The organism is Streptomyces sp. NPDC059201 (assembly GCF_042754585.1).
Classification (GTDB): domain Bacteria; phylum Actinomycetota; class Actinomycetes; order Streptomycetales; family Streptomycetaceae; genus Streptomyces.
The window spans coordinates 123,453-139,339 of the sequence record NZ_JBHZBB010000004.1 but is presented as its reverse complement, the minus strand read 5'-3'; the positions used below and the strand labels follow the sequence as shown (position 1 = coordinate 139,339).

Here is a 15,887-nt window from a genome sequence, read left to right as displayed (position 1 = left end):
GCTCCGGCGGGCTCCGGACCCGGGGATCGGCGCAGGCAGCGGCCCGCCGACCCCGGTGTCCGGTGTGCCCGCGTCCCCGCGCGGCCCCGTCCGCGCCGGCCGGGCGACCGTCCCGCCCCGCGCGCCCCCGGATTGCATCCGTACGACCTCAGGAGAGGGCCGAGCCATGTCCAACGAGCGTCACCGGGACCTGCCCGAGGCGGTCGCCGAGGAGACGGTCGCCGAGATCGTCTCCCGGACCTTCACCTCCATTCCCCGCAGCGACCAGCGCCGCTGGGGCGAGATGTACATGCGCGGCCTCCTCTCCGTCGAGGGGAAGAAGACCATGCGGGCGCTGGCCGCCGGGGCCGGCGGCGGCGTCGAGCAGAGCCTCTACCAGTTCATCACCAAGTCGCCCTGGCACACCGCGCCGGTCCGCCGCGAACTGGCCCGGCTGCTCCAGCGCACCGCCCCGCGCGCCTGGGTCGTCCAGCCGCTCGTCATCGTCAAGGTCGGACAGCACTCGGTCGGCGTCCACCGCCAGTGGGTCCCGCAGATCGGCCGGTACGTCAACTGCCAGCGCGCCATGGGCGTCTGGCTCACCTCCGACCGCGCGAGCTGCCCCGTCGACTGGCGCCTGGCCCTGCCGGACTCCTGGGTCGCCGAGCCGGGGCTCCGCCGCCGCGCCTCCATCCCGGAGGACGTCGGCTCCTGCCCGCCCGAACAGTGCGCGATCGACGCGGTCGCCCGGATGACCGAGGAGTGGGACCTGCCCGCCCGGCCCGTCGTGATGGACCTGCGCGAGTCCGACGCCACCCGCGTCTGCACCGAACTCCTCCGCCGCCGCACGCCCTTCGTCGTCCGCATCGACCCGTCCCTGCTGCGGCGCGGCTCCGGCGACCTGCTGCGGGCGCTGAGCCGGCGGTGCCTGCCCGTCGAGTGGTACGACCACACCGCCGGGGCGCTCCGCGCGACCTCGGTCGGCACCACGACGGTACGGCTCCCGCTGCCGGACGCGCCCGGCGGCGACGGCTCCGACCGGGCCGACCTGGTGCTCCTCGGCGCGTGGACCGACCCGAACCGGCGCGCCCCGGGGGAGTACTGGCTCTCCAACCTCACCCGGACCCGGGTCGGCACGCTCTACCGCACCGCCGCCCTCGCCCGGAAGGCCGAGCGGGACATGGCCGAGATCGCGGACCCGCTGGGGCTGCGCGACTTCGAGGGGCGCTCCTTCCGGGGCTGGCACCACCACATGACGATGGTGTCGCTCGCCCAGGCCGCCTCCGTCCTGTCCGCACAGCCCGCCGACGCCGCCGCGCCGGCCCCGCTCCGGCTGCCGCCGGTCCCCGTGCGCCCGGTCGGACCGGCGCGCCCGGTGGGCCACGGCACCCTGGGGGCGTCCGCCGCATGACGAGAACCGACCCCGCCCTGCCGCCCGCCGACCCGTACCCGGCTCCTCCGCCGCCCGCCGACCCGTACACCACCTCTCCGCCGCCCGCCGGTTGCACCGTCCGTGATCTGCCCGTGCTGCGGGACGCGCTCTGCGACCGGGTGCCCGGCTGGCTGCGGGGCCGGCGGTGGTTCGCCGGGAAGGACACCCCGCTCGCCGCCGTCACGCCGGTCCTCGCCGAGCTGGTCGTCGAGGGCCCGGCGGCGCTGCTGCTCGCCGTCGTCCGCGCCGGCCACGACGAGCTGTACCAGCTCCTCGTCGGCGTCCGCGACGAGCTGCCCCCGGGCCTCGGCGACGACGTGCGGATCGGCCGCGCCGAACTCCCCGGCGGCCGGCGGCCCGTGCTGTACGAAGCCACCGGCGACGCCGAGCTGATGGGCCGGCTCCTGGAGCGGATCGCCCGGGGCGACCGCGTGGGCGTCCTGCGCTTCGAGCACGGCGGCGGCCCGCTGCCCACCGGGCTGGCCGCCCGCGCCGGAACCGCCGAACAGTCGAACAGCTCGGTGCTCTACGGCGACCGGGCCCTCCTCAAGGTGCTGCGCCGCCCCACCCCGGGACCCAGCCCCGAACTCGAACTGCTCGCCGCGCTCGACCGGGCCGGCGGCGTCCGCGCCGCCGCCCCGCTCGGCTGGATCCGGTCCGCCCCGGACGGGCCCGGCGGCGGCACCACGCTCGCGATCCTCCAGGAGTTCGTCCCCTCCCGGGGCGACGGCTGGCAGCTCGCCGTCGAGGCGGCCCGCGCGTGCGTGGTCGGCGAGTGCGAGACGGTCGCCCCGCTCGGCGGCTTCGCCGAGGAGGCGCGCGCCCTCGGGCGGGCGACCGCCCGCGTCCACGCCGCGCTCGCCGCGCAGCTCGGCAGCCGTGCCCTGAGCCCCGCCGAGGCCGGCGCGCTCGTCACCGCCCTCGGCGACCGGCTCACCGAGGCCCTGCGCGAGCTGCCCGAACTCGGGCCGTTCGAGCGGCCCCTGCGGTCCGTGCAGCGGAGCCTCGCCGAAGCGGTGCGGCGCGGCGACGCGCCGCCCGTGCAGCGCGTCCACGGCGATCTTCACCTCGGCCAGGCCCTGCGCGCCGAGGACGACTGGGTCCTCATCGACTTCGAGGGCGAGCCGGGCCACTCGGTGGGGGAGCGCCGCCGGCCGCAGCCCGCGCTCCGGGACGTGGCCGCGATGCTGCGGTCCTTCGACTACGCCGCCCACCACGCCCTCGCCGGGCTGCTCGGCGCACCGCCCGGCGCGCAGTCCCCGCAGGACCTGCGCGGCACCCGGCTGGCCCGCCGCGCCTCCGCCTGGGCCGTCCACAACAGGCGGGCCTTCTGCGCCGGTTACGCCGAGGCGGGCGGCGCGGACCCGCGCCGCGCCCCCGTGCTGCTGCGCGCCTTCGAGGCGGACAAGGCCGTGTACGAGGCGGTGTACGAGGCCCGGAACCGGCCCGAGTGGCTGCCCATCCCGCTCGCGGCCGTCCGGCGGCTCGCCCACGGCCGGCTCCCGGCCGGCTGACCCCGCCACCGCCCCCCGACGACGAAGGAAGCAGGAGCGATGAGCACGACTCCCGGCACCGCGCCGGACCGCTACGCAGGACAGGACCGCTACGCGGGACTGGTCAAGGCATACGACATCCGGGGCCTCGCCCCCGAGCTGCTCGACGCGGAGGCGGCCCGCCGGATCGGCGCCGCCTTCACGGAGCTGACCGGGGCCTCCCGCATCGCCGTCGCCCGCGACATGCGCGCGACCTCGCCCGCCCTGGCCGCCGCCTTCGCGGACGGCGTCCGCGACCGGGGCGCCGACGTGCTGGACGCGGGACTCGGCTCGACCGACTACCTGTACTACGTGTCCGGCAGTCTCGGCGTGCCGGGCGCCATGTTCACCGCGAGCCACAACCCGGCCCGGTACAACGGCGTCAAGCTCTGCCGGGCCGGCGCGGTCCCGGTCGGCGACGGCACCGGCCTGGAGCGGATCCGGGCCGCCCTCACCGAGCCCGCGCCGCCGCCGGTCGGCGCCCGGGGCGGCCTGGCCGCGCTCGACCTGCTCGACGGGTACGTGGCCCACCTGCGTTCGCTCGTCGGACTCGACGGCATCCGCCCGCTCAAGGTCGTCGTCGACGCGGGCAACGGCATGGCGGGGCTGACCGCGCCGAAGGTGCTCGACCACCCGCTGCTCCGGGTGGTGCCGCTCTACTTCGAGCTGGACGGCGAGTTCCCGAACCACGAGGCCGACCCGATGAAGGCGGCCAACGTCGCCGACCTCAAGGCGCGGGTGGTCGCGGAGGGCGCGGACCTGGGCCTGGCCTTCGACGGCGACGCCGACCGCTGCTTCGTGGTGGACGAGCGCGGCGAGGGCATCAGCCCGTCCCAGGTCATCGGCCTCATCGCGGCCCGCGAACTGGCCCGCCGCCCCGGCCGGGCGGTGGTGCACAACCTGATCACCTCCCGCGCGGTCCCGGAGCTGATCGCCGAGGCCGGCGGCAAGCCGGTCCGCTCCCGGGTGGGGCACTCCTTCGTCAAGGCGCTGATGGCGGAGCACGACGCGGTGTTCGGCGGCGAGCACTCCGGCCACTACTACTTCCACGACTTCTGGTTCGCGGACACCGGCATGCTCGCCGCCCTGCACGTCCTCGCCGCCCTCGGCGGACAGGACCGGCCGCTGTCCGCGCTGATGGCCGGATACACGCGGTACGCGGCCTCCGACGAGATCAACGTCCGGGTGAGCGACCCGGAGGCGGCCGTCGAGGCGGTCCGGGCCGCCTTCGCCGCCGGCCCGGACGACGGCGCCGGGAGCGGCGTCCCGGTGAGCCACCCGGCCGCCGCCGTCCAGGCGGTCCGCGCGGCCTTCGCCGCCGCCGAGACCGACCTCCTCGACGGGCTCACCGTCGAGCTGCCCGGCGGCGCCTGGTTCAACCTGCGCGCCTCCCAGACCGAGCCCGTCCTGCGGCTCAACGCGGAGGGCGCCGACGCGAACGAGGTCGCGACCGTACGCGGCCGGGTGCTCGACGTACTCGCCGTGCACGGCGGAATCGACCCCTCCTGAATTCCGCTCCGCACACCCGGGAGAACGCGTGTGCGGACAGTTCAGGAAGTCCCAGGACGATCTTTGACCGGCCGAGAAGCACCCGGTGAAGATGACACGAGTTCACGGAATGTGAAAGAGGGAGAATCCCGATGATTCACCAGTTCATTCTGGCGGCGCCGAAGCCCGGTATGACCGCCCAGGAATTCCAGGACTACTGGGTGGACGTGCACGCGGTGAAGTACGCCGCGAAGATCCCGCAGATCCGCAAGTACATGGTCGACACCGTCGTCGACATCGAGGAGAACCTCGGCACGCCGGCCCTGCCGCACCAGGGCATCGCCGAGATCTGGCTCGCGAACGGCGAGGAGCAGCTGGCCTCCCTCCAGACCGAGGAGTTCCTCCAGGGCGCCCGCCTCGACGAGCCCCACTGGGCCGCGTTCTGGCAGACCCTGGTCGTCGACACCACGGCCCACGAGCTGGTGCCCGGCCCCGAGCAGGGCGGCGGCGTGAAGCTCACGGTGCTGCTCAAGCGCCGGCCCGGCCTCGGCCTCGCGGAGTACCGCGAGGCGAGCCTCGGCGCCTACGCCGACGCCGTGAAGGGGATCCCGGGCCTGCGCCGCCATCTGCACGCGCACACCGTGGACGGCGCCTACGTCTTCGGCGAGGCCGCCTTCGACTCCGTCGAGCAGCTGTGGTTCGACGACGTGGACGCGCTCCGCGAGGCGCTGCGCGCGTACTCCACCGGCGAGGTCCGGGCGGCCCGGGACGCGATCGTCGACCCGAAGTACGTCTTCTCGCTCGCCGTGAAGGAGAACTGGATCATCGGCCCCGAGGCCCGCTGATCCGCCCACCGAGGTGGCTGCGACGCCGGCGCCCGGCGCCCGCGGACGCGGCCACCCCTTCCGCACCCACCACCCAAGGAGAAGGCGTGGCCAGGAAGAACGCCAGGAAGATCCTCGTCGTGCTCTCGGAGTACGGCTACTGGGGCGAGGAGCTCGTCGGCCCGCTCCACCACTTCGACCAGCGCGGCTACGAGGTCGACTTCGCGACCCCGACCGGCAAGCGGGCGCACGCCCTGCCGCCGTCGATGGACCCCGGGTACATCGACCCGCCGCTGGGCCGCTCGGTCACCTCCGAGGAGGTCGCGCGGCTCACCCGCGAACTGGACGCGTCCGACCGCCTCGACGACCCGATCGACATCTCGGGCTGGCTGCCGCAGCGCCCGTACACCTCGGACGACGACTACCTGCGCCGCCTGGAGGAGTACCACCGGGCCGTCGCCCTGGTCGAGCAGGAGCTCGACGCCTACGACGCGCTCCTCATCGTCGGCGGCAGCGGCCCCATCGTGGACCTCGGCAACAACGAGCGGCTGCACGAGATCGTGCTCGCCTTCCACCGCGCGGACAAGCCGATCGCGGCCGAGTGCTACGGCGTGACGCCGCTCGCCTTCGCCCGCGACTGGGAGGACCGCGCGTCGATCATCCGCGGCAAGCGCGTCACGGGCCACTGCAAGGAGTACGACTACAAGGACGGCACCGGCTTCCTCGGCACCGACTTCGTCATGGGCCCGCCGCCGTACCCGCTGGAGTACATCCTGCGCGACGCCACGGGACCCGACGGCCGTTACATCGGCAATTTCGGCAAGGAGACCTCGGTCATCGTCGACTACCCGTTCATCACCGGGCGTTCGACCCCCGACTCCTACCTGACCGGCGAGAAGGTCGTCGAGGTTCTCGAGGACGGTCTGCGCCGCTTCGGCTGGTAACGCCGGCGCGTTCCGTACGGCCGTACGGAATTCCGTACGGCAATCCGAAGAGATCCGACGAGAGAAGGAGAACATGGCCAGGCAGGGCAATGCCGCGATCATCGAGCAGTTCATCGCCGATGGAATTCCCTTTATGTTCGGCAATCCCGGGACGGTCGAGCAGGGGTTCCTGGACGCGCTGGAGGACTACGACGAGCTCCAGTACATCCTGACCCTCCAGGAGACCGTCGCGGCCGGCATCGCGGACGGCTACGCCCGCGCCACCGGCCGCCCCGCGCTCCTCCAGCTGCACAGCGGAGTCGGTCTCGGCAACGCGATCGGCATGCTCTACCAGGCCAAGCGCGGGCACTCGCCGCTCCTCGTCATCGCGGGCGAGGCGGGTGTGAAGTACGAGGCGATGGACGCGCAGATGGCCGCCGACCTGGTCGCCATGGCCGAGCCGGTGACCAAGTACGCCACCCGCGTCACCGACCCGGACTCGGTCCTGCGGGTGCTGCGCCGCGCCATGAAGATGGCCATGACGCCGCCCCGGGGGCCGGTCTTCGTCGCCCTGCCGATGGACGTGCTCGACGCGCTCAACTCCGAGCCGGTCGTCCCGACCACCTTCCTCGACACCCGGTCGGTGCCCGTCCCCGAGCTCGTGGAGCGGGCCGCGGAGCTGCTCGCCGGAGCCGAACGCCCGCTCGTCCTGGTGGGCGACGGCGTCTCGGCCTCCGGCGGCCAGGAGGAGCTGGCCCGGGTCGCCGAGCAGCTCGGCGCGGACGTGTGGGGCGTCGACTTCTCCGAGGTCAACCTGGATGCCCGGCACCCGCTCTACCGCGGCCAGCTGGGCCACATGTTCGGCGAGGTCAGCCACGAGGTCGTGAAGGACGCCGACGCCGTCCTGATCGTCGGCACCTACGTCTTCCCCGAGGTCTTCCCGGTCACCGGCGGGGCCTTCCGCGAGGACGCCAGGATCGTCCACATCGACCTCGACGGCTACGAGATCGCCAAGAACCACCCGGTGAGCCTCGGTCTCGTCGCCGACCCCAAGCACACCCTGGCCGCGCTCGCCGAGCGGCTCGACGCGCGGCTGACGGACGCCGACCGCGCGGCCGCCGCCGCCCGCCTGGAGGCCCGCAGGGCCGCCCGTCCGGCCGCGCCGGCCCCCGACGGCTCGCTCCTCGACGCGTTCATGCGGGAGCTGGCCGCCCAGGTCCCCGAGGACGTCATGGTCTTCGACGAGGCGCTGACCTCCGGCGGACCGCTCAACGCCCATCTGCCCGGCCGGATCCCCGGCCACTGGTTCTCCACCCGGGGCGGCTCCCTCGGCGTCGGCATCCCGGGCGCCATGGGCATCAAGCTGGCCCACCCGGAGAAGACCGTCATCGGCTTCACCGGTGACGGCGGCTCCATGTACACCATCCAGGCGCTGTACACGGCGGTCCGGCACGGCATCGGCGCCAAGTTCGTGATCTGCAACAACCGCAGCTACAAGCTGCTCGACCTCAACATCGAGCAGTACTGGCGCGAGCGCGGCGTCCCGCACCACGCCCACCCCACCCCCTTCGACCTGTCCCACCCCGACCTCGGCTTCGCCGAGATCGCCCGGGGCTTCGGCGTCGAGGCGGTCCGGGTGGACGCGCCGGAGCAGGTGGCCGACGCCGTCAAGCGGATGCTCGCCGACGACGCGCCGTTCCTGATCGACCTCCGGACCACCGCCGAGGAGCGGAACGATGACTGACCTACCGGTCCGCCCCGGCGTCCTCACGGGCCGCCGGATCGCGATCCTGGCCGAGAGCGACTTCTACGAGCCGGAGATCTCCTACTACCAGCGGCGGTTCGCCGAGGAGGGCGCCCAGGTCGAGCTGTTCAGCCGGCTGTGGGGCAACCGCTCCCTCACCTTCACCGGCCACGAACACCGCGCCCCGCTCACCGTCACCCGCGACCTCTCCGAGCTCGACGACCGGCGGCTGCGCGAGTACGGCGCGCTGATCGTGCCCTCCGGCATGGTCGCCGACCGGCTGCGCTACACCGAGGACATCGAGCGCCTCGCCCCCGCCACCGACCTGCTGCGCCGGGCCTTCTCCCGGTCCGGCCTGGTCAAGGGGATCATCTGCCACGGCATGTGGCTGGCCGCCTCCGTCCCGTACACCGTCCGCGGACGCAAGGTCGTGTGCCACAACAACCTGATCGGCGACGTGCGCAACATGGGCGCCTCCTACGTGGACCAGGACGTCGTCGTCGACGGCGACCTGGTGACCGCGCGCACCGGCGACCACTGCCATCTCTTCGCCAGGACCATCATCGACGAGCTCGTGCTCCGAGGGGCGTGACGATCATGACGAGCAACGCGGCAACGGTGGACTTCACGTTCTCCGACACCATCGCCGGCCGGATCACCGGCTTCGACCGGGAGGCCCGGGTCCTCACCCTCGCCACCGCCGACGGCCGGAGCTTCGACGTCGCCCTGGACGGCGGCCCGAGCGCGGAGCTGCTGCACAACCTGGGCGAGCCCTACCAGGACGCCTCCGGCCACATCGACGACCTCGCCGAGGAGGGCCGCTTCGTCCTCGCGTACGGCGTCTTCTACCCGCGCCCCGGCGGCGGGCTGCGCTTCGAGGCCAAGCGGCTGGTCTTCGTGGGCCGGCAGGCCGACGACTACCGCTTCGAGGAGGGCGGCTGGTGGGTCCGGCAGATCGAGGAGATCGCCGCCTTCTACCGCAAGGCCCAGTTCGGCGACGGGCCGGTCGACTTCCGCGAGTACCGGACCGAGATCCGGCTCAGCGGCGAGAAGACCGCGAGCCACGTCCAGGAGACCGACACCATCTCCCGGCTGGTGTACGGCATGGCCTCGGCCTTCCTCCTCACCGGCGAGGACGAGTACTTGGAGATCGCCGAGCGCGGCACCGAGTACCTCCGCGAGCACATGCGCTTCGTCGACGGCGACGAGAACGTCGTGTACTGGTACCACGGCCTCAAGGTCGACGGGGACGTCGAGTCGAAGCTCTTCACCTCGGAGTTCTCCGACGACTACGACGCGCTCCCCGCCTACGAGCAGATCTACGCCCTGGCCGGCCCCGTGCAGACGTACCGCATCACCGGGGATCCGCGGATCAAGGCCGACGCGGACGCCACCCTGCGGCTCTTCGACCGGTTCTACCTGGACCCCGAGCACGGCGGCTACTTCTCGCACATCGACCCGATCCTGCTCAGCCCGGACCACGAGTCCCTGGGCGCCAACCGGGCGCGGAAGAACTGGAACTCGGTCGGCGACCACGCCCCCGCGTACCTGATCAACCTGTACCTGGCGACCGGCGAGAAGACCTACGCCGACATGCTGGAGTACACCTTCGACACGATCGTCGAGCGCTTCCCCGACACCACGCACAGCCCCTTCGTGCAGGAACGTTTCCACCGGGACTGGTCGCACGACACCACGCACGGCTGGCAGCAGAACCGCGCCGTCGTCGGCCACAACCTCAAGATCGCCTGGAACCTCATGCGGATGCAGGCGCTCCGGCCCAAGGACGCCTACCTCGACACCGCCGTCTCCATCGCCGAGACCATGCCCGAGGCCGGCGCCGACCGGCAGCGCGGCGGCTGGTACGACGTCGTCGAGCGGGTCAAGGCCGACGGGGAGGACCGCTTCCGCTTCACCTGGCACGACCGCAAGGCGTGGTGGCAGCAGGAGCAGGCCATCCTCGCCTACCTCATCCTGCACGGCCACACCCGCCGCGAGGACTTCCGCACCGAGGCCCGGGACGCCCAGTCCTTCTACAACGCCTTCTTCCTCGACCACGACGAGGGCGCCGTCTACTTCAACGTCCTCGCCAGCGGCCTGCCCTACCTCCTCGGCGTCGAGCGCCACAAGGGCAGCCACTCGATGTCGATGTACCACTCGGCCGAGCTCTGCTACCTGGCCGCCGTCTACAACAACCTGCTGATCAACGGCAAGGCGATGGACTTCTGGTTCAAGCCCGACCCGGCCCTCGTCGACGACGGCCTCCTGCGCGTCGCCCCCGACCTGCTCCCCGCCGGCTCCGTCCGCATCGAGTCCGTCGAGATCGAGGGCGAGCCGCACGCCGACTACGACGCCGACGCCCTCACCGTCCGGCTCCCCGAGACCTCCGGCCGCGTCAAGGTCAGGGTCCGGCTCGCGCCCGTCCCCCGTCCGGAGGTGACCGGATGACCGTCAAGATCACCACCCGCACCGAGGGCGCCGCGACCGTCGTCGCCCTCCAGGGCGAGATCAACTCCACCACCTCCGGCGGACTCCAGGCCCAGCTCCTGCCGCACGTCGGCGAGGGCTGCGAGGTTCTCATCGACCTCACCGCCGTCTCCTACGTCTCCAGCGCCGGCCTGCGCACCCTCCTGATCGTGCACCGCCGCGCCCAGCAGGTCACCGCCCGGGTCACCCTGGTCGGGCTCTCCGAGGAGGTCCACTTCGTGATGTCCGCGACCGGCTTCCTCGACTTCTTCGACATCGCCGAGAACCTCGACGCGGCCCTGGAACGCGCGGGCCGATGACCACCCCCGACACCCGCGAGCGCGTCGACGCCTTCCCCACCCGCCGGATCGGCGGCCACCGGGTCAGGGCCGGCCGGCCCTTCCCGTACGGCGCCCATCCGGTGCCCGGCGGCATCAACTTCTCCGTCTACTCCGACCGCGCCACCGCGATGAGCCTGGTGCTCTTCGAGCGCGGCGCGGCCATGCCCATGGCCGAACTGGAGTTCCCGCCCGAGTTCCGCACCGGCAGCGTGTACGCGATGACCGTCTTCGGCCTCGACCCGGAGAACATCGAGTACGGCTTCCGCGCCGAAGGCCCCTGGAACCCCCGCGAGGGCGACCGCTTCGACAGCCGCAAGGTCCTCGCCGACCCGTACGCCCGGCTGGTCTCCGGCCGTGACGTGTGGGGCCGGGAGCCGGACTGGGACGACGTCTACCCGTACCGCTCGCAGGTCCCCGACGAGGACTTCGACTGGGGCGACGACACCCCGCTGCGCATCCCCACCGAGGACCTCGTCATCTACGAGACCCACGTCCGCGGCTTCACCCGGCACCCCTCCTCCGGGGTGTCGGCCCCCGGCACCTACGCGGGCCTGCGCGAGAAGATCCCGTACCTCAGGGAGCTCGGCGTCAACTGCGTCGAACTCCTCCCCGTCTTCGAGTTCGACGAGCTCGACAACCCCCGCACCGACCCCGCCACCGGCGAACGGCTCCACAACTACTGGGGCTACAACACCGTCTCCTTCTTCGCCCCCAAGGCCGGCTACGCCGCCACCGGACGCTTCGGCATGCAGGCCGACGAGTTCAAGTCGCTCGTGAAGGAGCTGCACAAGGCCGGCATCGAGGTCATGCTCGACGTGGTCTTCAACCACACCGCCGAGGGCAACGAACACGGCCCCACCATCTCGTTCCGCGGCCTCGACAACGCCACGTACTACATGCTCACCCCCCAGGGGGAGTACTACAACTTCAGCGGCACCGGGAACACCGTCAACTGCAACCACCCCGTCGTCCGCGACTTCGTCCTCTCCTGCCTGCGGTACTGGGTGGCCGAATACCACATCGACGGCTTCCGCTTCGACCTCGCCGCCATCCTCGACCGCGCCCCCGACGGCACCCCGCTGCCCAACCCGCCGCTCCTGGAACAGCTCGCCCACGACCCGGTCCTGCGGCACACCAAGCTCATCGCCGAGGCATGGGACGCCGCCGGCCTCTACCAGGTCGGCAAGTTCCCCAACTACGGCCGCTGGTCGGAGTGGAACGGCAAGTACCGCGACACCGTCCGCCGCTTCATCAAGGGCGAACCCGGCCTCGTCGGCGAACTCGCCACCCGCATGGCCGGCTCGCCCGACCTCTACCAGGGCCGCACCTCCTCCGCCTCCGTCAACTTCGTCACCGCCCACGACGGATTCACCCTGGCCGACCTCGTCTCCTACAACGACAAGCACAACGAGGCCAACGGCGAGTCCAACCGCGACGGCGCCGACGACAACCACAGCTGGAACTGCGGCGAGGAGGGCCCCAGCGCCTCCGCCCACGTCCGCGAACTCCGGCTGCGCCAGATGAAGAACATGCTGGCCATCCTCCTCACCAGCCAGGGCGTCCCGATGATCCTGGCCGGCGACGAGGTCGGCCGCACCCAGCTCGGCAACAACAACACCTACTGCCAGGACAACGCCCTCTCCTGGTTCGACTGGGGACTCGTCGAGGCCAACGCCGAACTCCTCGCCTTCACCCGCGGCCTCATCGCCTTCCGCCACGCCCACCCCGTCCTCCGCTCCACCGACCACCCCCTCGGCGTGGACCGGGTCGGCAGCGGCTACCCCGACGTGAGCTGGCACGGCGTCATGGCCTGGTCCCCCGACTGGGCCGAACACAGCCGTGTCCTCGGCATGATGCGCTGCGGCCGGCACGCCAAGGGCGGCACCGCGCCCGACGACCACGTGTACGTCGCGGTCAACGCCCACTGGGAGGCCCACGACCTGGAGCTGCCCGGCCTCCCGGACGGGCACCGCTGGCACCTCTACGCCGACACCGGCGTGCCCCTCCCGTACGGGCTCCACGCCGTCGGCGAGGAACCCCCGCTCGAACACGCCGGCCGCTACCACCTCGGAGCCCACTCCGTGGTGATCCTCGTCGGCCGCCCCGCCGGGGAACCCCGCTGACCCGCCGCCCGCCCGCGCACCCACCCACCGGACCACCGAGAGGAAGCCCACCGTGTCCTTCGACGCCACCCTCAGCCTGACCGGCGAGGTCGCCACCATCGAGCTCAAGGGCGAGCTCGACGCCTCCACCGCCTCCCGCTTCCACGACCTCATCGAGGACGCCGCCGGAGCCGGCGCGCTCCGCCTCGACATCCACGTCAGGCTCCTCACCTACCTCTCCAGCGCCGGACTGCGCTCCCTCGTCTTCGCCCGCCAGAAGATGGGCGACGAGGTGCGCATCAGCGTCGTCGGCGCCACCGAACCCGTGAGCCGGACCATCCGCCTCGCCGGCTTCGACCACAGCATCGACCTGATCGACGCCTGAGGAGGCGGCCATGGCGATCGACTTCAGCACCGCACCCGCGGGGGCCGCCGCGCCCTGCGCACCGCTCCCCGGAGACCCCGCCGGCCCGGCGGCCGGCCCGGCCCCCGCGCCCATCGGCGTCCCGGCCGAGCTGGAGGCGCTGGACCGGATCGCCCGGTTCACCCTGGACCTCGGGGAGCGGGCCGGACTGCCGCCCGGCCGGCTGTACCGGCTGCGCCTCGCCGCCGACGAACTCGCCACCAACATCGTCATGCACGGCTACCGGGGCGCCCCCGGCTGCATCCTCGTCGACGGCGGCATCGAGACCGGCCGCGTCTGGATCCGCTTCGTCGACGACGCCCCGGCCTTCGACCCCCGGCAGGGCCTGCGCGCCCCCGAACTCGACGTGCCCCTCGCCGACCGCAAGGTCGGCGGACTCGGGGTCTTCCTCGCCCTGACGGCCGTCGACTCCTTCGACTACGCGCTGGTGGCGGGCCGCAACGTCTGCACCCTGGCCATCGCCCGGCACGACAACGGATAGACGAGACGAAGACATGTCACAGACGCAGACGGAGACCCCGGCCGACTCCCGGCCGGAGACCCGGCAGGCCCGCACCAAGGTGCTCCTCCTCGACGAGCACCACCGGGTGCCGCCCGAGCTGAGGAAGGCGCTGGAGGGCCTGGACGCCGACGTCCGCGTCCGCACCCCGGCCGAACTCCTCGCCGCCGCGGCCGGCGCGTCCGGCGAGACCGAGGTCGTCCTCGCCTCCGCCCGGCTCTCGCCCAGCACGGTCAAGGCCGTCACCCGCCGGCTCGTCGAAGAGGGCCAGAGCCCCACCGTCGTGGCCTTCGCCGAACACGAACTCCACTTGCTCGGCGGCCACATCAGGGCCGGATCCGACTACCTCGTCCCGCCCTTCTACCCGGAACTCGTGCGCGCCCGGCTGCGCAACTGCCACGAACGGGCCGCCTTCAGCCGCACCCTGGAGGACGTCGCCGCCCACGCCGAACTCCTCAGCTACGAGCGCGAACTGGAGATCGGCCGGGAGATCCAGGGCGGCTTCCTGCCCGACACCCTCCCGCAGTTCGACGGCTGGGAGATCGACGTCCGCTTCCGGCCGGCCCGCACCGTCGCCGGAGACTTCTACGACGTCTTCGAACTGGTCAACCGCCGCCGCCTGGCCCTCGTCGTCGCCGACGTCTGCGACAAGGGCGTCGGCGCCGCCCTCTTCATGGCCCTCATCCGCAGCCTGCTCCGGCACACCGCCGAACAGAGCGGCCTACAGAACCTCATCGCCGCCGACCTCCTCGGCGAGAGCGGCGACTGGGAGGAACACAGCCGGGCCATCCCCGTCGTCGGCGCCACCCCGCTGCTCAACGCCGTCGTCGGCACCAACAACTACCTCACCCGCAACCACATCCGGCAGGGCTACTTCGCCACCATGTTCTTCGGCGTGCTCGACCCGGTCACCGGCAACCTCGTCTACATCAACGGCGGTCACAACCCGCCCGTCCTGGTCAGCGGCGACGGATCCGACCCCGTCTTCCTGGAGCCCACGGGACCCGCCGTCGGCGTCATGCCCGACGTCACCTTCTCCCTCGGCTACGCCCAGATCAGCCCCGGGGACACGCTCTTCATCTACACCGACGGCGTCACCGAGGCCCGCGCCGGGTCCGGCGGCTTCTTCGGCGAGGACGCCATGGTCGAACAGCTCACCGCCGCGGCCGGCCGCGGCGAGGAACTCCTCGACCACATGGACGGCGTCCTCGACGCGTTCGTCGGAGCCGCCGAACAGTCCGACGACATCACGATGATGACCGTCCACTGGCGCGCGCCCGAGCCGGACCCCGCCCCCTGAGGAGACCTGGAGACCATGTCGCAGATCATCACCGTGCACTCGTACCGAGGCGGCACGGGGAAGTCCAGCACCGCGGCCAACCTCGCGCTGCTCCTCGCCTCGGCGGGCCGCCGGGTCGCGCTGGTGGACACGGACATCCAGACGCCCGCCCTGGACGTGATGTTCGGCGACGTGGTCGGTGCCGTGCGCCGCTCGCTCAGCGACTACTTGATCGGCGGCTGCGAGATCGAGGACGCCGCGTACCCCGCCGAGGTCGAGGCCGGACACGACGGCCTCTTCCTCGTCCCCGCCCGCAGCCGGGCGGCCGGCGCCGGCGAGATCATGGGCCGGGGGTACGACGTCGGGCTGCTCCGCGAGGGCTTCGACCGGCTCATCGACTCCCTCGCCCTCGACGTCCTCATCCTCGACACGCACGCCGGCTTCAACAACGAGACGGTCACCGCGATGGCCAGCTCCGACGCCCTCGTCGTCGTCACCCGGGCCGACCGGCTCGACCTCGCGGGCGCCCGCGAGACCATGTCCCTCACCGGCCGGCTCGGCTGCGGACGCCTCAGCGTCGCCGTGAACATGGTGCCGGCGGGCATGGACCGGGAGCGGCTCGACGCCGTCGTCGAGGGCGCGTACGGCACCGGGATCACCGCGGTCCTCCCGTACGCCCCCGAGATGGCCACCCTCGCCGGCGAACGCCCCTTCAGCACCGCCTACCCGCACCACGCCCTGGTCACGGGCTACCGGCGGATCATCGCCGACGTCCGCAACGGCACGACCGGCTTCCGCCGCTGACCGGCGACCGCCCCACCCTTCCCAGCGACCGCACCTCGGTGCGAGGAGGC

The 15,887-nt window shown here is 72.6% G+C and carries 14 protein-coding genes; all 14 read left to right on the top strand.

Translation table 11 applies throughout. From position 1 onward, the window contains the following. Positions 1-166: 166 nt before the first annotated feature. The 14 genes from ACFXMG_RS14960 to ACFXMG_RS14895 all read left to right on the top strand — a co-directional run bounded on the left by ACFXMG_RS14960 (position 167) and on the right by ACFXMG_RS14895 (position 15,837). Positions 167-1,390: an IS701 family transposase gene (locus tag ACFXMG_RS14960; protein WP_383815468.1), complete on the top strand. Its 1,224-nt coding sequence runs from the start codon at positions 167-169 to the stop codon at positions 1,388-1,390. Then, complete coding sequence (locus ACFXMG_RS14955; RefSeq protein WP_383815465.1) at positions 1,387-2,925, top strand: maltokinase; 1,539 nt, start codon at positions 1,387-1,389, stop codon at positions 2,923-2,925. The genes ACFXMG_RS14960 and ACFXMG_RS14955 overlap by 4 nt, the downstream gene beginning before the upstream one ends. Positions 2,926-2,964: 39 nt before the next feature. Continuing rightward, on the top strand, positions 2,965-4,452 hold the full coding sequence (gene manB / locus ACFXMG_RS14950; protein WP_383815463.1) for a phosphomannomutase/phosphoglucomutase: 1,488 nt from the start codon (positions 2,965-2,967) through the stop codon (positions 4,450-4,452). Positions 4,453-4,583: 131 nt separating this feature from the next. After that, a complete protein-coding gene (locus ACFXMG_RS14945) occupies positions 4,584-5,276 on the top strand; it encodes an EthD domain-containing protein (RefSeq protein ID WP_360312585.1) in 693 nt (230 codons plus the stop codon). Positions 5,277-5,362: 86 nt separating this feature from the next. Next, complete coding sequence (locus ACFXMG_RS14940; RefSeq protein WP_383815460.1) at positions 5,363-6,199, top strand: type 1 glutamine amidotransferase domain-containing protein; 837 nt, start codon at positions 5,363-5,365, stop codon at positions 6,197-6,199. Positions 6,200-6,272: 73 nt separating this feature from the next. Continuing rightward, the gene (locus tag ACFXMG_RS14935) at positions 6,273-7,922 is read left to right on the top strand and encodes a thiamine pyrophosphate-binding protein (RefSeq protein WP_383815457.1); all 1,650 of its coding nucleotides are present in this window, start codon (positions 6,273-6,275) and stop codon (positions 7,920-7,922) included. Next, on the top strand, positions 7,915-8,514 hold the full coding sequence (locus tag ACFXMG_RS14930) for a DJ-1/PfpI family protein (protein ID WP_360312579.1): 600 nt from the start codon (positions 7,915-7,917) through the stop codon (positions 8,512-8,514). Before ACFXMG_RS14935 ends, ACFXMG_RS14930 begins: the two co-directional genes overlap by 8 nt. A gap of 5 nt (positions 8,515-8,519) precedes the next feature. Continuing rightward, entirely contained in the window at positions 8,520-10,370 is a 1,851-nt protein-coding gene (locus ACFXMG_RS14925; protein WP_383815453.1) for an AGE family epimerase/isomerase, read from the top strand. Beyond that, a complete protein-coding gene (locus ACFXMG_RS14920; RefSeq protein ID WP_360312575.1) occupies positions 10,367-10,708 on the top strand; it encodes an STAS domain-containing protein in 342 nt (113 codons plus the stop codon). Before ACFXMG_RS14925 ends, ACFXMG_RS14920 begins: the two co-directional genes overlap by 4 nt. Continuing rightward, positions 10,705-12,852, top strand: a complete 2,148-nt coding sequence (gene glgX, locus ACFXMG_RS14915) for a glycogen debranching protein GlgX (RefSeq protein ID WP_383815450.1) — start codon at positions 10,705-10,707, stop codon at positions 12,850-12,852. The genes ACFXMG_RS14920 and glgX overlap by 4 nt, the downstream gene beginning before the upstream one ends. A gap of 52 nt (positions 12,853-12,904) precedes the next feature. Next, positions 12,905-13,216, top strand: a complete 312-nt coding sequence (locus tag ACFXMG_RS14910; RefSeq protein ID WP_360312571.1) for an STAS domain-containing protein — start codon at positions 12,905-12,907, stop codon at positions 13,214-13,216. 10 nt (positions 13,217-13,226) lie between these two features. After that, on the top strand, positions 13,227-13,736 hold the full coding sequence (locus ACFXMG_RS14905) for an ATP-binding protein (RefSeq protein WP_383815447.1): 510 nt from the start codon (positions 13,227-13,229) through the stop codon (positions 13,734-13,736). A 13-nt stretch (positions 13,737-13,749) separates the two neighbouring features. Further along, on the top strand, positions 13,750-15,054 hold the full coding sequence (locus ACFXMG_RS14900; RefSeq protein WP_383815444.1) for a PP2C family protein-serine/threonine phosphatase: 1,305 nt from the start codon (positions 13,750-13,752) through the stop codon (positions 15,052-15,054). A 15-nt stretch (positions 15,055-15,069) separates the two neighbouring features. Further along, positions 15,070-15,837 (top strand): MinD/ParA family protein, encoded by a 768-nt coding sequence (locus ACFXMG_RS14895; protein ID WP_360312565.1) that lies wholly within the window; start codon positions 15,070-15,072, stop codon positions 15,835-15,837. Positions 15,838-15,887 lie beyond the last annotated feature (50 nt).

Bases quoted from the DNA above. Each gene is read 5' to 3' on its own strand.
- ACFXMG_RS14960 (WP_383815468.1), top strand. From the start codon at position 167: ATGTCCAACGAGCGTCACCGGGACCTGCCCGAGGCGGTCGCCGAGGAG.
- ACFXMG_RS14955 (WP_383815465.1), top strand. From the start codon at position 1,387: ATGACGAGAACCGACCCCGCCCTGCCGCCCGCCGACCCGTACCCGGCT.
- manB (WP_383815463.1), top strand. From the start codon at position 2,965: ATGAGCACGACTCCCGGCACCGCGCCGGACCGCTACGCAGGACAGGAC.
- ACFXMG_RS14945 (WP_360312585.1), top strand. From the start codon at position 4,584: ATGATTCACCAGTTCATTCTGGCGGCGCCGAAGCCCGGTATGACCGCC.
- ACFXMG_RS14935 (WP_383815457.1), top strand. From the start codon at position 6,273: ATGGCCAGGCAGGGCAATGCCGCGATCATCGAGCAGTTCATCGCCGAT.
- ACFXMG_RS14930 (WP_360312579.1), top strand. From the start codon at position 7,915: ATGACTGACCTACCGGTCCGCCCCGGCGTCCTCACGGGCCGCCGGATC.
- ACFXMG_RS14925 (WP_383815453.1), top strand. From the start codon at position 8,520: ATGACGAGCAACGCGGCAACGGTGGACTTCACGTTCTCCGACACCATC.
- ACFXMG_RS14920 (WP_360312575.1), top strand. From the start codon at position 10,367: ATGACCGTCAAGATCACCACCCGCACCGAGGGCGCCGCGACCGTCGTC.
- glgX (WP_383815450.1), top strand. From the start codon at position 10,705: ATGACCACCCCCGACACCCGCGAGCGCGTCGACGCCTTCCCCACCCGC.
- ACFXMG_RS14905 (WP_383815447.1), top strand. From the start codon at position 13,227: ATGGCGATCGACTTCAGCACCGCACCCGCGGGGGCCGCCGCGCCCTGC.
- ACFXMG_RS14900 (WP_383815444.1), top strand. From the start codon at position 13,750: ATGTCACAGACGCAGACGGAGACCCCGGCCGACTCCCGGCCGGAGACC.
- ACFXMG_RS14895 (WP_360312565.1), top strand. From the start codon at position 15,070: ATGTCGCAGATCATCACCGTGCACTCGTACCGAGGCGGCACGGGGAAG.